The sequence below is a fragment of the Solibaculum mannosilyticum genome, assembly GCF_015140235.1.
In the GTDB taxonomy this organism is placed as follows: domain Bacteria; phylum Bacillota; class Clostridia; order Oscillospirales; family Acutalibacteraceae; genus Solibaculum; species Solibaculum mannosilyticum.
The window spans coordinates 1,331,311-1,349,964 of the sequence record NZ_AP023321.1 but is presented as its reverse complement, the minus strand read 5'-3'; the positions used below and the strand labels follow the sequence as shown (position 1 = coordinate 1,349,964).

The window sequence follows — 18,654 nt, the reverse complement described above, 5'->3', positions numbered from 1 at the left end:
CCTGTTTAGAGCGGGAATCTCTAAACAGGGAAGCGGAGAAAGAAAAGCCGATTATGCATTTACATCCTCCGAAATCATTATACTTTCTTGACAAAGGAAGTCAATTATAGGAGGAGACAAAATGAGAGGGCAGAACAAAACGTGGTGGAAAGTGCTTCTGGGTATTATAGGAGCATGTATTCTACTGGTCATTGGATGGGTTGCAGCGCCTATCGGAATCTTGATTTATTGGCTTTGGTGCCGAAAGAATCAGAGAAATGTGGACAAGAAGATATTGGGGGCTGGAGCGGCAGTGTTCGTAGTATCGCTGGTGATCTTTATTGGAGTCATGACAGACAATAAGGTTGAACCAGCCTCTACAACACCAGAGTCTTCGGCAGTATCGTCCAGCTGGACGACGGCAAAAGCAAGTTCAAAAACATCTGTATCCAGCAGAGTGGTATCTTCGAAAGCACCTAGTATGCCAGAATCCAGTGCAGTAGTTTCTTCAGAACCAGAAGAGATAGTATCTGAAGTGGAAGAAGTAGTACCGTCTGAGGCTCCAGTTAAAGATGAACCTGTAGCACCATCAGAAGTTCCAGCAACAGAAGATCTTGTCGCACCATCGAAAGCACCTGTTAAAGAAACCGTTTCTAAAGCGGAAGAAACCTCCACAACGGTGTATATTTCAAAGACGGGAGAGAAATATCATAAAAGACCCAATTGCGGTAGAATGAAAAATGGAACACCAATCTCCTTAGAAGAAGCAAAAAAGAGGTATGAGCCTTGTGATAAATGCTATTAAAGTACATAAAGAGGGTGGCTCGTTAAGAGCGCGTAATTTGTGAAGCTCCCTCCGCTGTTATTCCAGCGGAGGGAGCCTCCGTTAAGAAAGGAGAGAAAATATGTTTCATAAAATTAAATCGGTAAATCCGCTGCCGGATTATAAATTATCCATCATGTTCGAGTGCGGAGAGCAGAAAAAGTATGATGTTAATCCCTTGTTTTCCCGCTGGGATGCATTTCAAGCCCTAAAGAGTATTGAAGGGTTATTCCAACAAGTATATGTTGATGCTGGTGGGTGTGGAATCTGTTGGAATGAGGATATAGATCTGTCCTGCGAAGAATTGTGGGATAATGGAGAATTAAAATGGAAGGGGTAGAAAATGCAAAGCAAATGTGACGCCTTATTGGATCAGCTCGCAGAAATACACAAATCGAAAGGTATAACCCAAAAGGATCTCGCAATAGCATGTGGGGTGCCCCAATCAGTAATAGACGCATAAAAGAACTCCGCAGATTAACACCTTTTTGAAGATAATTGCGAAATTGAGGTACACATTAGAGATTGTGCCCCAGAAATAAAAAAGCCGCCCTCCTGTTGGCGCGGGAGAACGGCTGGTGGATAAGCCTGGGCCTATCTGGGGACAATGATTTCACAAATACATTGTACCACAAACAGGCCCGGGATATCAAGTCCCGGGTATTGTTATGCCCATTTTTAGGAGGTAAGGTACAATGCCAAGAAAGAAAAGGAACAGCCAAACCGGGCAGATAGTCTCTATGAAGCCGAGATGACCGTAGGGAAAAAGATGGATGGCAGTCCTATCCGCAGATCATTCTACAGCCATGTCAGTAAGGACGATGCCCGCCGACAAGGGCAGAAGTATATCCAGGATATAGATCGCCAATCTGACCGGAAACACGTTTGTAGAAAAAGACGTCACCTTCGGCCAGTGGGCGATCAGGTGGTTGGAAACTTACAAAAGGGGAGAGGTAGACGAAAATACCTACCGTATCACCTATGAACACACGATCAAAAAACAGTTGCTGTCCTATTTTGGCAATGTGCCTATTACGTCAATACATCCTGTCAATATCAAAGAATTCTTTGCCAGTAAAGCACATATGTCTAAATCTATGTTGTCAAATGTATATGTGTTTAAATGGTATTTTTGAAACGGTCATCGACAACGATCTATGCTATAAAAATCCTGCAAAACGAGTATCTTATACATCGATTGCAGAGAAGACAGTAAAACGTGTCTATACAGATGAGCAGATTGAGATCGTAGAATCGTAGAAGAGTATGAGCTAACAATTGTACTACTAGAGACGGGAGTGCGTCGTGGGGAACTCTTGGGATTGTCTAGTCAAGACATAAATGTAGTGCATAAAGCACTATCGGTTAACAGATCCATTGCTGATAAACAAGGGAGCGGGGTACTAATTAACCCGCCCAAATGGGAGAGCTACAGAACCAATCCATTATCGGATAGAGCCATTACCATATTGAAATGGAGATGCCAATCATCTGGGTATTTGTTCCCTGGGTGGGATGGAAGGCCTCAACATCCGGATACGTGGTCTCAATGCTTAAAACGTTTCATGATAGCTCTCCATCGAGATTATCCGGAAATACCAATGCTGACGGCGCATGAGTTAAGGCATACATACGGTACGAGATTGCGCCGTGCTGGAGTAGACATCTACACAATCCAGAAGATAATGGGGCATAAAGACGTCAAAATGACCAGTGAAATCTATGTTTACAATGAGATCGATACATTGCGGGAAGCGTTAAAGGATGTTCTATAACAGTTTGGATTTAATACGACATTTCAGCTCGTCTTTCGCCGCAACACAGCTATTTACGAAATGAAAAAGTCCCAATTTCATGCGATCTAGTAGGGTATAGAAATGGGAATTCTCATGGTATTTATTTAAAAAAATTTATCTGAAAATAAGTATTCTGGTTACTACGACAGTTGTACTATATTTTAATTCACATTCCCAGGAAGGAAATGACAGCAAAAAGGGAGAAAATAAACACATATCTTAAAGAAGAAGCAAACAATCTATACAAATGGATCTGTTTGATAAAGTAAAGAGGCAAAGATATGAATAAAAATCCATTTTAAATCCAATATAGTATAGCTTGCAAGAGATTCCAAGGAAATGTAAAAAACTATTCTGTATTCTTACAATAATATGATTTATAGAACAAAATCAAATTGATTTTAATGAAAAAATAGTTTATTATAATTAAAAATGAGGAGAGGGGAATTGTATTATGAAAAAAGATTGATTGCGGTATGTATAGGAGCACTCCTACTCATACAACCACTGGTATTCCCTGCATCAGCAAACGATACGTCATCCGGTATTGAGAAGACACCTCGTATTATTGGGGAAGATACTAGTCTTCGCGGGGAGTATGAAAAACATTTCATTTTAGAAGATGATGATCCAGATGCACAAGAAATGATAGCGGTGGCCTATAGTGATGTGGTTCACTATCAGAACGAAGAAGGACAGTGGAGAGATATTGATAATACTATGGTTCCACAAATGGACGAAGAAGGCAATGCTATACTGGAAAATCGAGATAGTCCCTTTGGTGTAGAGTTGGCACAGAGCACTGTACAGGAAGATTTGATCACAGTTGATAATGGAGAACGCACAATGTCCTATTCCATTCAAGCGGCTGTTATGCCAGAAAACTATGTTTATCAACGCAGTCAAGGCAATGCACCATCAGTTCTTTTGGAAAGGAAAGAGTAGCTCCAGCAGAGGCAAAAGTACTTACAAAAGAAGAATCAGAAATACAGCCTTTTGGAATTCCAGCAGCTACTGACCCACAGGATGAAATTGTCACACCAGACAATATTACTTCTCAGGTAATGTATGAGTCTGTACTGCCAGAGACCAATATCCGGTATACGATGGATTGCTTGCATGTTAATGGAGAAATCGTATTAAACAATGTACCAGAAGAAGACTGTTATATTTTAAATCTAGATACGAAGGGCCTTCCTGCCAGGCTTAATGAGGATAAATCCATTACTGTGTATGATCCTGAAACAGGGGAAGAGGAATTTTATATCAAAGCCCCTTTTATGTATGATGAGAACTTGGAAGAATGCCATAACATTGGTGTTGAGCTGGTAGAGACTGAGATAGGCTATGATGTAATTCTTACTTTGGATAAAGAGTGGATTTCATCGCCGGACAGGGTAGGAAGCCTCCTATTGGATTATGAAATTTCGAACAGTTCCCAGTCTACCAGTAATATTGACGATACTTACGTTCATCCAGGGGACTATGCCAAGCAGCATTGGGGAGAGATCAGCTGGAAAGTAGGGGTTCAAAACGGACAAGTTTATCGTGCGTTTTTAAAAATCCGTAAACTTCCGGAGCTTCCGGCAGGATACTGTCTTGAGGATCCAAATAGTGATCAAGATGAACATAGCTACCTTCATCTTACCTTAGTCAATGGCACTACAACTACTATCAATATTCAAGAATACGGCATAGACAGCGATTGGTCACCAGATACTATCACTTGGGATAAACATAATAACATGAATTATACTTATTATGGAGATAGTTTTGCGTTTGGTGTGGAACGCCATCAGATTTGGGTACACGACCAGCCAGAGCGATACTACACCGAAAAGGGAAAGTATCATGGCCTAATGTTTAAATCCACAGATGAAACCTATCAGGATTGGAACCAGATGTATTCCGGGAACTATTCCGGTGCTTCCAGCCGACCATACATAGAAGTGCATTATACTGTTCGTGGGAAACCATATCTATATTATTCCGGTCACATGCTATATGGTGATATTAAAAATGTCAGCTATTATATCCACTCCTCAATAAATAGTGCTAACACTACTGCCATCGTAAATGCCATCAATTCTTGGCAATATATCTTACAAAATAATTCAGTAAATGTAAATTTTTATCGGGTATATAGTTCGGCGGGAGCTACTGTTTCCTTCTTTGATAGATCATATGCTTTCGAAAATCCTCCAGGAAGCAGTGAATCAGCGAATACACAGCTCTTTATCAAATTAGCGACGGGTAATACCAAAAGAGTATCGGCATCCGAGAGTAGCTGGGATTATGCCAACATCTTTTTAAATCAAAGTTATATCAGCAATAGAATGGATCATTTTGACACGCAAGGTACCATGGCTCATGAATTTGGGCATGCCTTAGGTTTACAGCATATGGACTATCCCTATGCGCTTATGACCCAGTGGGACAATGGCTTTAGAAAGGTTTATTATCCTCAAGGAGCGGATATTATTGGAGTAAAAAAACTGTATGGTTATCTATAAATTTGAAAGGATGCGTTAGGATGAAGCACGCAAGATGGCTGGCTCTAATCATAGTTCTTTCCGTTTTATTTGGATCATGTATGTCAAAATCGATATCCAGTTCCATGGAATCGCCCGATACACCATCTTCCTCAGGCGAAGCAGGAAACCAAACGGATTCAAGTTCACAAGAGTATTTTGACACAGCTTCACTCTTTATCGATCCAGAAAAATCAACAGGTGGCGGTGATGTTGTTAAACCTGAGTTTGGAAGAGCTCCAGGATCTCTGATGGAGGCGATAGAAGATTCCGATTTCATTTTACGATGCAAATCTTTTGGACAGCAGAGCTTTTCTGTTCTTATATTTGAAGATGATACCATCAGCTTTGTCTACCATACCCCGGTAGAAGTACTCGAGGTATTGAAAGGAAATGTCAAGGTAGGGGATACCATAGAGGTGACCAGCGGGTCTGGATATCTACCGGGATCTGTCCGTGATCAAATCACAGCTGAAAATCAAGGATCATTTCGTGGAAGATACCTGCATGAGCCATTATCCCATTATGCTGATGAGAAAGCGTGGGGTATCTCTGAGAACGCCCTTATAATGGAGCAGGGGGAAGAGTATGTTGTCTTTCTTAAAAACATCAAAAGGGTGGATGGTCTTGACCTTCAATTAGATTATAAGTTTGCCAATGGGAATAAAAGTGTGGTTCAGCTGAAAGACGACAAAGCATCCTATATTGGTGAAATAGAAGCTCCTCACGACACATACGATCCCGATAAAGACATCTATGCAACATGGTATCCACTGGATGAATTTATAGATTTAGTCAAAGGTTCTGATACATCTCAGCCAATCATCACAGGCATAAAAGATAATTTCAAAGGCTCGGATGAGCCTATCAAATGGGAAAATCGATTGTCCCTGATTGACCAATCATGGGACAAAGCCGATGTGGTTCTGCGATGCCGAGCAGGAAAAGGTGGAACTATTTCATGGTATACCTATCTGGATAAAACGATTCCGCTTATACACGACGATTACTTTTTCCCAACACCGGTGGAGGTACTGGAAGTATACAAAGGGGATGCAGAAGAAAGCATAGAAATTCAGTCTCCCAATGGCTTAATCCCTTATTCTCTCTATGAGGAACAAAACAATAAACTCAGGCAGATTGAGGAAGCTATTGACAATGGGGATATGCCTGAAGATCAGGAAGTAAAAAATTAAAGGAGTTAAACTTTAAAAATCAACCATTGTCAACCTATACAGGGGAGAAATATTTCGTCAAGACTCGCAGTTTAAACAACAATATGCTAGAGGAAGGCAAGGAATATATTTTATTCTTGACCAAAGGAATGGAAGAAATTGAGAAACGTGGCTATTATCCTACAGGAACAATGGGAATTGTCCTCATAGAAGGGGATACTGTGTTTTTAGACTACAGGTATGACAAAGCTCTTTTGACCGATCCCTATAAGATGAAGATACAGGATTTTCTAAATCAATTGCAACAAAAGTGATTTTGTGTATTGCAAATTATCTCAACAAATTACTATCCGATGATTATAATGCCGTTCTTTTTTTAGGGATGAAAAATTTTCTCACGTCGACTTTCTCAATGGTAAGGAGGGAAATTTTTTTGTCTAGACCTCCGGCATATCCTGTTAGGCTGCCATTACTTCCTATGACCCGATGGCACGGTATAATAATAGAAATAGGATTATGTCCTACAGCACCGCCGACAGCCTGTGCCGACATAGTTTTAACGCCCTGTTTTTTTGCTATGAGATCGGCAATCTCTCCATATGTTATGATTTTTCCATATGGTATTTGCTTTAAAATATCCCATACCGCCAGTCGGAAAGGAGAGGATTTGAGATATAATGAAGGAGTAAAATCCGGAACATTACCTTGAAAATACAAATCAAGCCACCGTTTTGTCTGCTCAAAGATTAGGAGATCTTTAAATTCATGTTCAGTCGACAGGGTATCCGCAAAATATTTTTGTCCATCAAACCATAAACCTGATAAATTCTGTCCGTCACTTGCCATAGTAATTCTGCCGATGGGGGACTGATATGTGGCTGTATACTGCATATATTCTACACTCCAAACTTTTTATTTTCTCTTTTTAATGGTATCTTATATCTCAATCATGCGTTAAGATCAGTTTGAAGAATTATAAGAATAATTTATGATATTATTTCCTTCGAAGGAAAATCAGCCTTAAGAGATCACACAATAAACCTAAGGCTCCCAACCAAAAACAGATGGATGCCCACATCTTGTGTCCGGAGTGAAAGAGAAGACCCGAACACAGCATCAGACCGATCTCAGCGGCAAATGAGATACTTTTCATTAGGATCCGAAATGACTTTTGTTCCCACTTGCGGGAGACCGTCTTATCCAGTTTGTCTGCAGCACCTTCCATTTTTTGCTCAAATCTTTCTGCGGCATGTTCAATTTTACGATCGAATTCTTGTTCAGTCATTACAAATGCCTCCTTTATTTACATTCTTCAAGAATGTATAGATGTAAAATAAATTGCCTTTTTCAAGGCAATGATTTTTCCCATTTTGTAAATACGTTACGTGCCATTTCAAGCAGTTCATCGTCTACTAATGGAAGGCCGGCTTTTTCCAGTATGTCCGCTGTAAAAAGGAATCGGTGCAGCAACTCTCCTTTATCCGCGGGGTAGACAGAGGGCATTAACCATATTCCAGTGAGCATTTGCAGCAGACTGGCTAATTCCCGAGGATATTGAGTATGGATCGATCCATCGGCAACACCCTCTTCGATGAGCTTTTGCCACAGTGGGACGAAGATCTTTTGATCAGATTCGATCATCCCAGCCAATATGCGAGGATTTTTTAAAAGAGGCAATGCCTCAATGGTGAGTTCCTCTGAATCAGGGACGGCATGAGCCAGCTTAATGACTTCACGGATTTTTTGGAGTCCGTTTAGATCGGTTCTTTTTTTGACAGTATCAAAAGGGTTGTTATCAAAAAACATCTTATCCCCAAGAGCGTCCATAATTTCTTCCTTGGATTTAAAATGGTGGTATACTGCCCCTTTGGTCAGATCCCCAAGCTCTGCCACGATATCCGGGATGGTAGTTTTGTCATATCCCTTTTCTAAAAACAGCTTTTTAGCTGCAGCTAAAATTCTCTCAACGGTAACTTCCGGATACTTATTCCTCGACATACAGACGTCTCTTCTCTTACATTCTTTAAGTATGTATTTAACATAGCATGCTTTCTTTCTATTGTCAAGAAGAATTTCATTGATGATAGCGATAAAGCTAAAAATAAAAAATGTGATAAAATCTTTAAAAAAGTCTTGACTTAGAGTGCACTCCAAGTGCTAGGATGAAAACTGTCGTCAGGACAGAAAGGCGGTGAGGTCATTTGACAATTAAGGAAGTCAGTGAGAAGTATCATATTTCCCAGGATACTCTTCGCTATTACGAACGAATTGGGATGATTCCAGCAGTTTCCCGGACGGCCGGCGGCATCCGGGACTATCAAGAAAAAGATCTCAACTGGGTGGAACTAGCCATTTGCATGAGGAGTGCAGGCTTGCCTATAGAGGCGATGATTGAATACGTCAAGCTCTATCAGATGGGTGACTCCACCTTTGCCGCACGGCTCCAGCTTCTGCAGGAGCAAAGAGAAAATCTATTGGAACAGAGAAAGCAAATTGATGCAACTCTCGATCGTCTAAACTATAAGATCGCCCGGTATCAAAAGGCAATTGAAACAGGAAAGTTAACATGGGAGGAAACGTAATTTATGATTCTTGAAACAATCAATCAACCTGCTGATGTAAAAAAATTAAATGAGGAGCAGCTAGTCCTTTTGGCCCAAGAAATGCGGCGGGCACTGCTGACAAGATTGGCAAAACACGGAGGTCATTTCGGCCCCAATTTTGGTATGGTGGAAGCTACTATTGCGCTGCATTATGTATTTGATTCCCCAAAAGATAAGATTGTGTTTGACGTATCCCACCAATCCTATCCCCACAAAATGCTGACCGGAAGAAAAGACGCTTATCTTTATGAGGAGCATTACGACGATGTATCAGGCTACAGCAATCCTCATGAAAGTGAACACGATCACTTCATCGTGGGTCATACCTCGACCTCTGTCAGCCTTGCCTGTGGACTGGCAAAAGCAAGAGACTTAAGAGGGGAAAGTGGAAATGTAATCGCTGTGATTGGCGACGGTTCATTGAGCGGCGGCGAAGCGCTGGAAGGACTGGATTTTGCATCTGAGCTAAAAGGAAATTTGATTGTAGTGGTCAACGACAACGATATGTCCATTGCAGAAAATCACGGCGGCCTTTACGGTAATTTAAAGCTGTTGCGTGAGACAAATGGAAAAGCAGAGTGCAATCTGTTTAAAGCTATGGGACTGGAATATCGGTATGTCGGGGACGGAAATGATGTTTCTACCTTGATTGCCGCGTTCCAACAGGTTAAGGATTGTACATCACCTGTGGTGGTGCACATCAATACCCAAAAGGGAAAAGGATATGCTCCAGCGGAGGAAAATAAGGAAAACTGGCATTATTGCGGTCCATTCGATGTGAATACGGGCAGTCCTCTGGACTCTTTTGATGAGGAGGATTATTCCAGTGTAACGGCCCAGTATCTTTTGAAGAAGATGAAAAAAGATCCGACAGTAGTGGCCATTACATCAGGGACGCCGGCGGTATTCGGCTTCACAGAGGAAAAGAGAAAAGAAGCCGGAGGACAGTTTGTAGACGTAGGTATTGCAGAGGAGACGGCAGTTGCTTTGGCATCCGGTATCGCAGCAGGTGGAGGAAAACCTGTCTATGGTGTGTACAGTACCTTCATTCAGAGAACCTTCGACCAACTCTCTCAGGATCTCTGCATCAACAACAGTCCGGCTACCATCGTCACCTTTGCAGGTTCTGTGTATGGGATGAACGATGTGACCCATCTTGGCATCTATGATATTCCCATGATGGCCAATATCCCTAATCTGGTTTATCTGGCGCCCACCACCAAAGAAGAATATCTCGCTATGCTGGAATGGAGCCTGGAACAAACGGAGCATCCGGTTGCCATTCGTTTGCCCGGCGGAGTCATGGCCTCCGATGGGAAAGCTGTTACGAAAGATTTTAGTGAACTGGATCGTTATGAAATCACTCAAAAGGGAAGTAAAGTAGCGGTGATCGGCCTCGGTACATTTTATGCTTTAGGTCAAAAGGCAGCCGAGAAGATCGCGCAAAAAATCGGGACAATTCCTACTGTTGTCAATCCCTACTATATTACCGGTGTGGATAAGCCATTGCTGGAGGAATTAAAAAGAGAGCATGAAGTGGTGATCACCCTGGAGGACGGCATTTTAGACGGTGGATTTGGCGAGAAGATCGCCAGATTCTATGGAGATTCCGATATCAAGGTACTCAACTTCGGACTAAAGAAGGAGTTTTTAGATCGCTTTGATGTGCAGGAAATCTTAAAACAAAATCATTTAACTGCAGAGCAGATTGCAGAAGATGTAGTACAATTGCTGTAAAAGAGAATCCCATTCGCGGGCGGATTCTTTTACAGATGTAGTAAGAGGAGAAACTTTTTATGGAAAAACGGCCCTATATCATTTGTCATATGGTGCAGTCCATCGATGGAAAGGTCACAGGCAATTTCCTTACAAACGACGGATGTCAATCCGCAACCGAAAGTTATTACCAGATTAACCGCGATTTTCATGCTGATGCATTTGCCTGCGGCCGAGTGACCATGGAAGGCAGTTTTACCGGCGGCTGGTATCCGGATTTATCGCCTTTTCAAGGGATAACTATCCCTCGCGAAGATTATGTGGCCGATGCAAAATCTGGATATTTTGCAGTTGCGTTTGACAGACATGGCAAACTGGGATGGAAAACGAGTAAGATCATCGACGATGACCCTGGATATGGCAATGCTCATATCATTGAAGTGGTGTGTGAAGATACGTCAGATGCCTACCTTGCTTATTTAAAGAGCATAGGAGTATCCTATGTATTCGCCGGAGACACAGAGTTGAATCTGGCAACCGCACTGGAAAAGCTGAAAATGAAGTTTGGTATTGATATGTTACTCTTAGAGGGAGGAAGCGTTATAAACGGGGTCTTCCAACAGGAAAATCTAGTGGATGAACTCAGCCTTGTGATAGCGCCCATTACCGGCGAACCAGAAGATAAACCCTTGTTTATGGACAGCATCATGACAACGTTTATTTTGGACAATATAAAGACACTAGAAGATTCGGCCGTATGGCTCAGATATAAAAGGAGAGATTTAGCATGAGAAAAAATTTTGGAGCAAAACCCTATACTTATCCGCAGCCGGTTTTTATCGTGGCTACCTATGGAGAGGATGGTACTCCAGACGCCATGAATGCCGCTTGGGGAGGGATCAGTGAAAATACACAGATTTCTATGTGCCTCAGTGCGGGTCACAAGACGGTAAAGAATATTTTAGCTCGCGGCGCCTTTACAGTCAGCATGGCGGATGCGGACCATGTAGTTGCCTGCGACTATGTAGGTATTGCATCGGGAAACAATACATCGGATAAATTTGAGAAAGCTGGTTTTCACGCCACTCGCTCGGAGTTCGTGGATGCTCCACTGATCGATGAGTTGGCAATTGCCGTGGAGTGCAAGCTTGTAAGCTACGATGAGGAAAGCTGCCGTTTAGTAGGAGAGATCGTCAATGTCAGCGTGGATGAAAGTGTGCTGGATCAAGACGGAAATGTGGATGTGAAAAAGGCAGCTCCTATTACATTTGATCCATTTCATAATGCATATATTCAATTGGGTGAAAAGGTGGGGAATGCCTTTAAGGATGGTTTGGCTTTGCGATAAGATATATTACTGAAACAAAAGAGACAAGTCAAAACTTGTCTCTTTTGTTTGTATTGATTGGGAAACTTCCCTTGATATTGTAGTAACATAGTGCTAATATTGAATGCAGAGACCTGCAAAAAAGGAGGAAACCAATATGGGAATTATGAACAAAGTGATGAATGGTCTTAGTGGAAACTTAAATGAAATTACTCCGGATGCTTTGCAGAAAGAGTACGGGATGTATTTAATGGAAGGTGAGGTCATCAATACCGGATTTAAACTGGTACGTGACGTAGTGCTTTTCACAAATAAGCGGATCATTGACTTTGATAAACAAGGTGCTACTGGACAAAAGATGCGTGTAAACTATATCAATTTGAGTTCTGTGATCCATGTGTCGGCAGAAACAGCTGGTTTCGGTGTAGATGACAGTGAAATTGACATAGAATACATTGCATCGCCTTATTTTAAAGCGAACGGCGGTGTTACAGTAGTCAAGAAATCGTTTGAATTCCCCAAAAGCTATAATATCCAGCCGCTTTACCGATACCTTCAGGAGATTGCTTATCACAATCATGAAGCGATTAACAGCTAAATGACGCTATTGTCTATACAGTAAAAGAGGATGTTCAGGGGTTTAGGCTCTGGGCATCCTCTTTTACTGTATCATTATTTCTATTATACCAATCATAGGACAATTAGCTAATGAAAGGGCCGATTAATTGGAAATAAACTCTAAATGAAATTGTATCTTATATTTTTCTTTAAATAATTACAGATTTTGAATGAAATAATTTGCGTGTGTTTTGCATAAAAAACTGATATAATGTCCCATGGCATGGTCTGAAAACCAAGAAGAAGGAGAGATTAAATTGAACGACCATCTGAGAAAACTCAGGAGACCGATGAGCTTTTTGCTCTCTATTACCTGTATCCTGAGCTTGTGCCTCTCGACTGTATCGGCTACCAGTTTGGACGATACGTCACCGCAGGAGATTCATTTTGAAACTTCATTTGAATCGGAAGATCCAAGTCCCCTGGAGTCAAAATTGGACGGCGACCGCAGCAAAAATGTGGAAGCTGTATCCGATGTAGGAAGGCTGGAAGGGGACGTCACCCATCTGGTTTGTTCCGATACCATTTGGGGAAGCCAGGACTTCAAGGCGGAAGAAGGCAAACACAATCTGTTTGACTACAGTACCAGCAGCAAATTCCTGACCAGTGTTAAGCCCAGTGAATCTGAGCCGGTGGAAGTCGGTTTTGAATTGGAGCAGCCGGCAGCGGTCCAGACATATCTGATTGCTTCGGGTACAGATGAACCCAGCCGCGATCCTTCTGCATGGACATTTTTCGGCTCACAGGACAAAGAGACCTGGGTGGAACTGGATAAACAGCAAGGCGTTACCTTCTCCTCCCGGGAAGAGAAAAAGACCTTTTCTTTTTCCAATGCCACCGCTTACCGTTATTATAAAATAGTTGTAACGCAAAACTGTGGCGCACCAATGACCCAGTTTTCAGAGTTGCAACTGGCCAGTCAAATGGTGGAACCTGCCGTTGATCTGACATCGCTTTTGGATCCGGATTCCGTGGAAGCCCCTGATCCGGTCAATGATATCGATGTCATCAGCAATTTGTTTGATTATAACACCAATTCCAAATACGTCACCTCTACCGTAGGAACTGCCGAGCAACCGCTGACGCTGTCTTTCCGGCTGAAAAAAGCCTGTGAAACCACAGAATATATCATTGCTTCCGGCAACGATGAGGATGGCCGGGATCCCCTTTCCTGGACCCTTTATGGTTCTTCCGATGGGGCTGATTGGAAAGTCATCGATAAACAAAAAAATGTCACCTTTAACAACCGCCAGCAAAAGCTGACGTTTGCCATTGCGCAGCCGGGGACCTACCAGTGGTTCAAATTGGAAATCGTCGGCAACCACGGTGCTCCGATGACTCAATTTTCAGAAGTTCAGATGCGAGGCGTCTTGCCGGGATGCGCTACTCCGTACATCGATATGTCTACACTGGACGGAGATCCGGATTTTAACGAAAATGAAGGCAAGGATAAGTTATTTGACTTCGATACCGGCAGCAAATACGTCACCTCCACAATCCCTGTGGATGGAAAGACAGTATCCGTCTCTTTTGCATTGACAAAGCCTTTTGTGATTGATACCTACATAATGGGTTCCGGCCCGGATATGCCCAACCGCAATCCCATGGACTGGACTCTTTATGGCTCCAACGATGGAGACCAATGGGATGAGCTGGATTCCCGGGAGGGTGAAACCTTCCGCATTGAGCGGGATCTGCGCAGTTTTTCTTTTGAGAATCACACAGCTTATCAGCAGTACAAACTGGTGATTTCCAAAATCAACGGCGCAACTGATGTAACACAGTTCTCTGAACTGCATCTGTTGGGTACGCCGGCAGATGGAAAAGAAGCCCAAGTATCTCAAGCACAAATGACTGTACAGGCCAAGGACGGCCAGGATATGGAATCCTCTCCCATGAAAACCAGAAAGAGCCGGGGCCCGTCTGAAGCTTACAGCAATCTGACCTCCACCGGATGGACAGGCTGGAGTGCATTGGAAGTCAAAGGCCGTCATATGGGCGATGAGGAAGCCTACTGCTACAATGTTATTTATGATGGTTTGTCCATTCCCGTCACACAAAACACCAACCTGAGTTATGTATTTTTCCCGGCTCTGGACGATCCGGATGGTTACGATTTTGATTTTACATCCCAACACATGGCCGTTGACTTGAAATTCAGCGACGGCACCTATCTGAGTGAACTGGGTGCCAGGGACCAATACGGCGCTATTGTCAGCCCTATGGAACAAGGAGAAGCCGATATTTTATCCTATATGCAGTGGAACCACATCTATTCCAACATCGGTTCCGTAGCACAGGGGAAGACCATTGAACAGATTTTGATCGGATATCATAAAGCCGATAACCCTCAAAAGGATACGGTATTCCTGGGCTATTTTGACGATATTAAAATTGAAACGCAGCCTCCCATTGAGTATGACCATCTGTCCGATTACGTCAATATCCTGCGCGGCACCAACAATACCTGGAGCTATTCCCGCGGTATTACCACTCCTTTGGTGACAATGCCTCATGGATTTAATTCCATTGCCCCTGCCACCGATTCCAAGAATACAACTCCCTATGTTTACCAATTGGCGGGATCTAAAACTGTTTTGCGCCATATGACCATTACCCATGCGGCATCCCCCTGGTTGGGTGACTGGGGGACCTGGCAGTTTATGCCCAATACAGATATTGATTACGACTCTGTCACCACCGGAACCGACATCAATGCCGACCGCCGTGCCTCTACCTTTACCCATGAAAAAGAGGAGGCAAAGGCCCATTATTACAGCGTCACCTTTGAAGAGGGGACACCTGCCTCCAATGTGACAATGGAGGTTACTCCCACTTCTCACGCCATGTACACCCGCTTCACCTTCCCGGAAGACAGCCAGAACCGCAACCTGATTTTCGACTGTGAATGGGCTGACGGAGGCCTTACCTTCCACGGGGACGGCAGTTTTACCGCCTATTCCGACCATGTTTACGGGCATGGGGAATATAGCCCTGGCCGGGCCAACGGCGCTACCAGAATGTACATCTATGGTGTCATCGATCAGCCGTATGAAGCGGCAAAAGCGGTGGATACCAAAATGGGTATCATCAAATTTGGTAGTGATACCAATACCGTCACCATGAAGCTGGCTACTTCTTTTATCAGTGAGGAGCAGGCGAAACATAATCTGGAGCTGGAGATTGCTGAAAACGATACGTTTGATTCCACCTTCCAAAAAGCTCAGGCGGAGTGGGATAATCAGCTTGGCGTGATCCAGGTAGAGGGAGCCAGCTTTGATCAAAAGACTACTCTCTATTCCGGTCTTTACCGTATGTTTGCCTATCCTACTCTTTATTCGGAAAACGCCGGCACCAATGAACAGGAGGAATGGGTCTATTCCAGCCCGTATCACAGCCAGCCTACCGAACCAGTGGTAACATCAGGGAAGATGTACACCATTAACGGCTTCTGGGATACCTACCGTTCCGCCTGGCCTGCCTATTCTTTGTTTACACCCACCATGGCTGGTGAGATGATCGATGGATTGCTGGAACACTACAAAGACAGCGGATGGGTTTCCCGATGGGTGGCTCCCGGTGCAATTAACTGTATGTTGGGCACCCATGCCGACGCTATCTTTGGCGATGCGATGGCAAAGGGGATCCAGTTCGATTACGAGGCAGCTTTTGACGCTTCCCTGAAAAACAGCGCGGTCGTTTCGGATAATTTGGACAAGGGTGGACGGATCCAGACAGCTACTTCGGTATTCCGCGGATACGTTTCCAGAGACGTCCATGAGTCGTTCTCCTGGGGAATGGAAGACACCATCAACGACTATAACATTTCCAAAATGGCTGAAATCTTAGGAAAAACCGATGAAGCAGTCTATTATAAAAACCGTGCCCTCAACTATGTCAACTACTTTAACGAGGATCTGGGATGGTATATGGGCCGCAACTCCGACGGGACTTTCCGTGTTAACAGTATGGATGAATTTGATCCCAGCGCTTGGCATGAGAAAAGCGGATACGACTATTGTGAATCCAATGCGTGGAACATGTCTTTTACAGCGGTTCAGGATATCCAGGGTATGATTAATCTGTACGGCGGTAAAGAAGCGGCGTTAAAGCGCCTCGACGACCTCTTTAGTGAGGACATGCGCGGTAAAGACGTAGGACAAAGAGAAATGCGGGAAGTGCGGTTGGGACAGTACAATCATACCAACGAGCCGTCCATGTCTATCACCCATCTTTACAATTATCTAGGACAACCCTACCGCACCCAGGAATTGACACGGGACGTGATTGCCCGGTGTTATACCGGCAATACCATCGGTCAAGGCTATCTGGGCGATGAGGACAACGGAGCTGCATCCGCTTGGTATGTGTTTAACGCCTTGGGATTCTATCCGGCCAGCGTAGGGACAGCGGAATATAGCATCACTTCACCGTTGTACACCAAGGCTACAATCCGGTTGGAAAACGGTAAGCAACTGGTTATCAACGCCCCTGAAAACTCCCGTGAAAACGTCTACATCCAGAATGTCAAATTCAATGGAGAGGACTACGATAAAGTGTACTTTACTCATGATCAATTGACAGCCGGCGGCGTCATTGATTTTGAGATGGGTTCTACCCCCTCCAATTGGGGAACCGGCAGCGATGCAGTACCTTCTTCCATCACATCCGGCGATGCAAAGCCGAAGCCTTTGGCTGATATTATCCCCTCCGATGTGACCGTTGCATCTACCATCGAAGAGGATAAGGCAACGGTAGTTTGCGGGACTTCTGATGAAACCCGTTATCTCTTTGACAACTCCAGCGATTCAGCCGGTTCTTTGAAGGGTCAAAACAAGGAGATTGTTTTCTATACACCTGAAGAAAAAGTAGTTTCCATGTATACCCTCACATCGGATGCCGATACCTCCAATATGCCTCATTCTTTTGCGCTTTATGGATCTATGGACGGCCAGGAATGGGTTTTGTTGGACAGCAGAGAAGATCAGACCTTCCAGTGGGGCAAGTATACCCGTCCCTACGCTTTGGATGAATCAAAGCAATCGCCCTACAAATACTTTAAATTCCAGTTTGATGAAGAACGTGATCTCCGCTTGGCGGAAATTGAACTGATTGGTTCTGAGGCTATTCCAGAAATCAAAGTGGATCCATCCGAGACACAGCTGGAAGCAGGTCAGACCACTCAGCTGACAGCAACCGTTACTCCGGCGGATGCAGGAACAATTGTGTGGAGATCGTCGGATGAGACAGTGGCTACCGTGGATGAAAACGGAATGGTAACTGCTCTGAAAGCGGGAGAAGCTACTATTACAGCATCTCTGGATACCGATCCCAGTATTCAGAGCAGCTGTATCGTTACGGTTGAGGACAAGCCTGTGATCATTCCGGAAATCAAAGTGGATCCATCCGAGACGCAGCTGGAAGCAGGTCAGACCACTCAGCTGACAGCAACCGTTACTCCGGCGGATGCAGGAACAATCGTATGGAGATCGTCGGATGAGACAGTGGCTACCGTGGATGAAAACGGAATGGTAACTGCTCTGAAAGCGGGAGAAGTTACTATTACAGCGTCTCTGGATACTGATCCTAATGTTTTTGATCGTTGTGTTGTTACTGTAGTAGAAAAGCCTGTAGCCGTCGACAAGGCAAAGCTGGAGGAATTGTACCAGGCTCATAAGGACAAACAAAAAGGCGATTATACCGACGAAACTTGGACTGCCTTTACAGAGGCTCTCGAGCAAGCAAAGGACGTATTAGAAGATCCGTCGGCCAGTCAGGATGATGTGGACAACGCATATGAAGCCCTGTTGGATGCCATTTCAGAGCTTAAGGAAGAAATACCTCCCATATCCAGTTCACCAGAGGAAGGATCGTCTTCTGAGCCATCTCAATCCACAGGCAGCGGATCATCTGGTACCGATTCGCCAAACACCGACGCAACCAGTTCACCTTTGCCAATTTTACTGCTTCTTGCAGCATCGGCGGGTGTTATGATCTGTGTCTATCTCAAACAAAAGACAGCAGTGAAATAAATTTGATATCCTGTCTTTAACTAGGAAAAAACCGCCTTCCCATATTGTTGGGGA

17 protein-coding genes are annotated in these 18,654 nt (G+C 43.8%); 14 read left to right on the top strand and 3 right to left on the bottom strand.

Features of this window, described 5'->3' with window-relative positions:
* The first annotated feature begins 121 nt into the window (after positions 1-121).
* From C12CBH8_RS06360 to C12CBH8_RS06325, 8 genes are all read left to right on the top strand, one after another.
* The gene (locus C12CBH8_RS06360; RefSeq protein ID WP_099322036.1) at positions 122-784 is read left to right on the top strand and encodes an Asp23/Gls24 family envelope stress response protein; all 663 of its coding nucleotides are present in this window, start codon (positions 122-124) and stop codon (positions 782-784) included.
* A 100-nt stretch (positions 785-884) separates the two neighbouring features.
* A complete protein-coding gene (locus C12CBH8_RS06355; RefSeq protein ID WP_215532779.1) occupies positions 885-1,142 on the top strand; it encodes a DUF2442 domain-containing protein in 258 nt (85 codons plus the stop codon).
* Positions 1,143-1,662: 520 nt separating this feature from the next.
* Entirely contained in the window at positions 1,663-1,938 is a 276-nt protein-coding gene (locus tag C12CBH8_RS12035) for a tyrosine-type recombinase/integrase (protein WP_099322034.1), read from the top strand.
* Between the two features lie 117 nt (positions 1,939-2,055).
* A complete protein-coding gene (locus C12CBH8_RS12030) occupies positions 2,056-2,577 on the top strand; it encodes a site-specific integrase (protein ID WP_099322033.1) in 522 nt (173 codons plus the stop codon).
* Positions 2,578-3,045: 468 nt separating this feature from the next.
* Positions 3,046-3,543 (top strand): hypothetical protein, encoded by a 498-nt coding sequence (locus C12CBH8_RS06340; RefSeq protein ID WP_099322032.1) that lies wholly within the window; start codon positions 3,046-3,048, stop codon positions 3,541-3,543.
* 170 nt (positions 3,544-3,713) lie between these two features.
* Complete coding sequence (locus C12CBH8_RS06335; protein ID WP_215532778.1) at positions 3,714-5,111, top strand: DNRLRE domain-containing protein; 1,398 nt, start codon at positions 3,714-3,716, stop codon at positions 5,109-5,111.
* Between the two features lie 20 nt (positions 5,112-5,131).
* Positions 5,132-6,325, top strand: a complete 1,194-nt coding sequence (locus C12CBH8_RS06330) for a hypothetical protein (RefSeq protein WP_215532777.1) — start codon at positions 5,132-5,134, stop codon at positions 6,323-6,325.
* 116 nt (positions 6,326-6,441) lie between these two features.
* The gene (locus C12CBH8_RS06325) at positions 6,442-6,618 is read left to right on the top strand and encodes a hypothetical protein (RefSeq protein ID WP_215532776.1); all 177 of its coding nucleotides are present in this window, start codon (positions 6,442-6,444) and stop codon (positions 6,616-6,618) included.
* Between the two features lie 43 nt (positions 6,619-6,661).
* On the opposite strand, the gene C12CBH8_RS06320 is transcribed toward C12CBH8_RS06325, so the two are convergent.
* The 3 genes from C12CBH8_RS06320 to C12CBH8_RS06310 form a co-directional block, all read right to left on the bottom strand.
* Positions 6,662-7,195 carry a methylated-DNA--[protein]-cysteine S-methyltransferase gene (locus C12CBH8_RS06320; RefSeq protein WP_215532775.1) on the bottom strand — a complete coding sequence of 178 codons (534 nt, stop codon included), beginning with the start codon at positions 7,193-7,195 and terminating at the stop codon, positions 6,662-6,664.
* 103 nt (positions 7,196-7,298) lie between these two features.
* Complete coding sequence (locus C12CBH8_RS06315) at positions 7,299-7,589, bottom strand: hypothetical protein (protein WP_090266206.1); 291 nt, start codon at positions 7,587-7,589, stop codon at positions 7,299-7,301.
* Positions 7,590-7,651: 62 nt separating this feature from the next.
* The gene (locus C12CBH8_RS06310) at positions 7,652-8,302 is read right to left on the bottom strand and encodes a TetR/AcrR family transcriptional regulator (protein ID WP_099322028.1); all 651 of its coding nucleotides are present in this window, start codon (positions 8,300-8,302) and stop codon (positions 7,652-7,654) included.
* A gap of 203 nt (positions 8,303-8,505) precedes the next feature.
* Here C12CBH8_RS06310 and C12CBH8_RS06305 point away from each other — a divergent pair, with 203 nt between their 5' ends.
* The 6 genes from C12CBH8_RS06305 to C12CBH8_RS06280 all read left to right on the top strand — a co-directional run bounded on the left by C12CBH8_RS06305 (position 8,506) and on the right by C12CBH8_RS06280 (position 18,600).
* On the top strand, positions 8,506-8,886 hold the full coding sequence (locus C12CBH8_RS06305) for a MerR family transcriptional regulator (protein ID WP_090266210.1): 381 nt from the start codon (positions 8,506-8,508) through the stop codon (positions 8,884-8,886).
* Between the two features lie 3 nt (positions 8,887-8,889).
* Entirely contained in the window at positions 8,890-10,644 is a 1,755-nt protein-coding gene (locus tag C12CBH8_RS06300; protein WP_215532774.1) for a 1-deoxy-D-xylulose-5-phosphate synthase, read from the top strand.
* 59 nt (positions 10,645-10,703) lie between these two features.
* Positions 10,704-11,414, top strand: a complete 711-nt coding sequence (locus C12CBH8_RS06295; protein WP_215532773.1) for a dihydrofolate reductase family protein — start codon at positions 10,704-10,706, stop codon at positions 11,412-11,414.
* Positions 11,411-11,971, top strand: a complete 561-nt coding sequence (locus C12CBH8_RS06290) for a flavin reductase family protein (protein WP_215532772.1) — start codon at positions 11,411-11,413, stop codon at positions 11,969-11,971. Before C12CBH8_RS06295 ends, C12CBH8_RS06290 begins: the two co-directional genes overlap by 4 nt.
* 136 nt (positions 11,972-12,107) lie before the next feature.
* The gene (locus C12CBH8_RS06285; RefSeq protein ID WP_090266216.1) at positions 12,108-12,548 is read left to right on the top strand and encodes a PH domain-containing protein; all 441 of its coding nucleotides are present in this window, start codon (positions 12,108-12,110) and stop codon (positions 12,546-12,548) included.
* A 277-nt stretch (positions 12,549-12,825) separates the two neighbouring features.
* Positions 12,826-18,600 carry a GH92 family glycosyl hydrolase gene (locus C12CBH8_RS06280; RefSeq protein ID WP_215532771.1) on the top strand — a complete coding sequence of 1,925 codons (5,775 nt, stop codon included), beginning with the start codon at positions 12,826-12,828 and terminating at the stop codon, positions 18,598-18,600.
* Positions 18,601-18,654 lie beyond the last annotated feature (54 nt).

Excerpts from the sequence above, each read along its gene's own strand:
- C12CBH8_RS06360 (WP_099322036.1), top strand. The coding sequence starts at position 122 with ATGAGAGGGCAGAACAAAACGTGGTGGAAAGTGCTTCTGGGTATTATA.
- C12CBH8_RS06355 (WP_215532779.1), top strand. The coding sequence starts at position 885 with ATGTTTCATAAAATTAAATCGGTAAATCCGCTGCCGGATTATAAATTA.
- C12CBH8_RS06330 (WP_215532777.1), top strand. The coding sequence starts at position 5,132 with ATGAAGCACGCAAGATGGCTGGCTCTAATCATAGTTCTTTCCGTTTTA.
- C12CBH8_RS06320 (WP_215532775.1), bottom strand. The coding sequence starts at position 7,195 with ATGCAGTATACAGCCACATATCAGTCCCCCATCGGCAGAATTACTATG.
- C12CBH8_RS06315 (WP_090266206.1), bottom strand. The coding sequence starts at position 7,589 with ATGACTGAACAAGAATTCGATCGTAAAATTGAACATGCCGCAGAAAGA.
- C12CBH8_RS06310 (WP_099322028.1), bottom strand. The coding sequence starts at position 8,302 with ATGTCGAGGAATAAGTATCCGGAAGTTACCGTTGAGAGAATTTTAGCT.
- C12CBH8_RS06300 (WP_215532774.1), top strand. The coding sequence starts at position 8,890 with ATGATTCTTGAAACAATCAATCAACCTGCTGATGTAAAAAAATTAAAT.
- C12CBH8_RS06295 (WP_215532773.1), top strand. The coding sequence starts at position 10,704 with ATGGAAAAACGGCCCTATATCATTTGTCATATGGTGCAGTCCATCGAT.
- C12CBH8_RS06290 (WP_215532772.1), top strand. The coding sequence starts at position 11,411 with ATGAGAAAAAATTTTGGAGCAAAACCCTATACTTATCCGCAGCCGGTT.
- C12CBH8_RS06285 (WP_090266216.1), top strand. The coding sequence starts at position 12,108 with ATGGGAATTATGAACAAAGTGATGAATGGTCTTAGTGGAAACTTAAAT.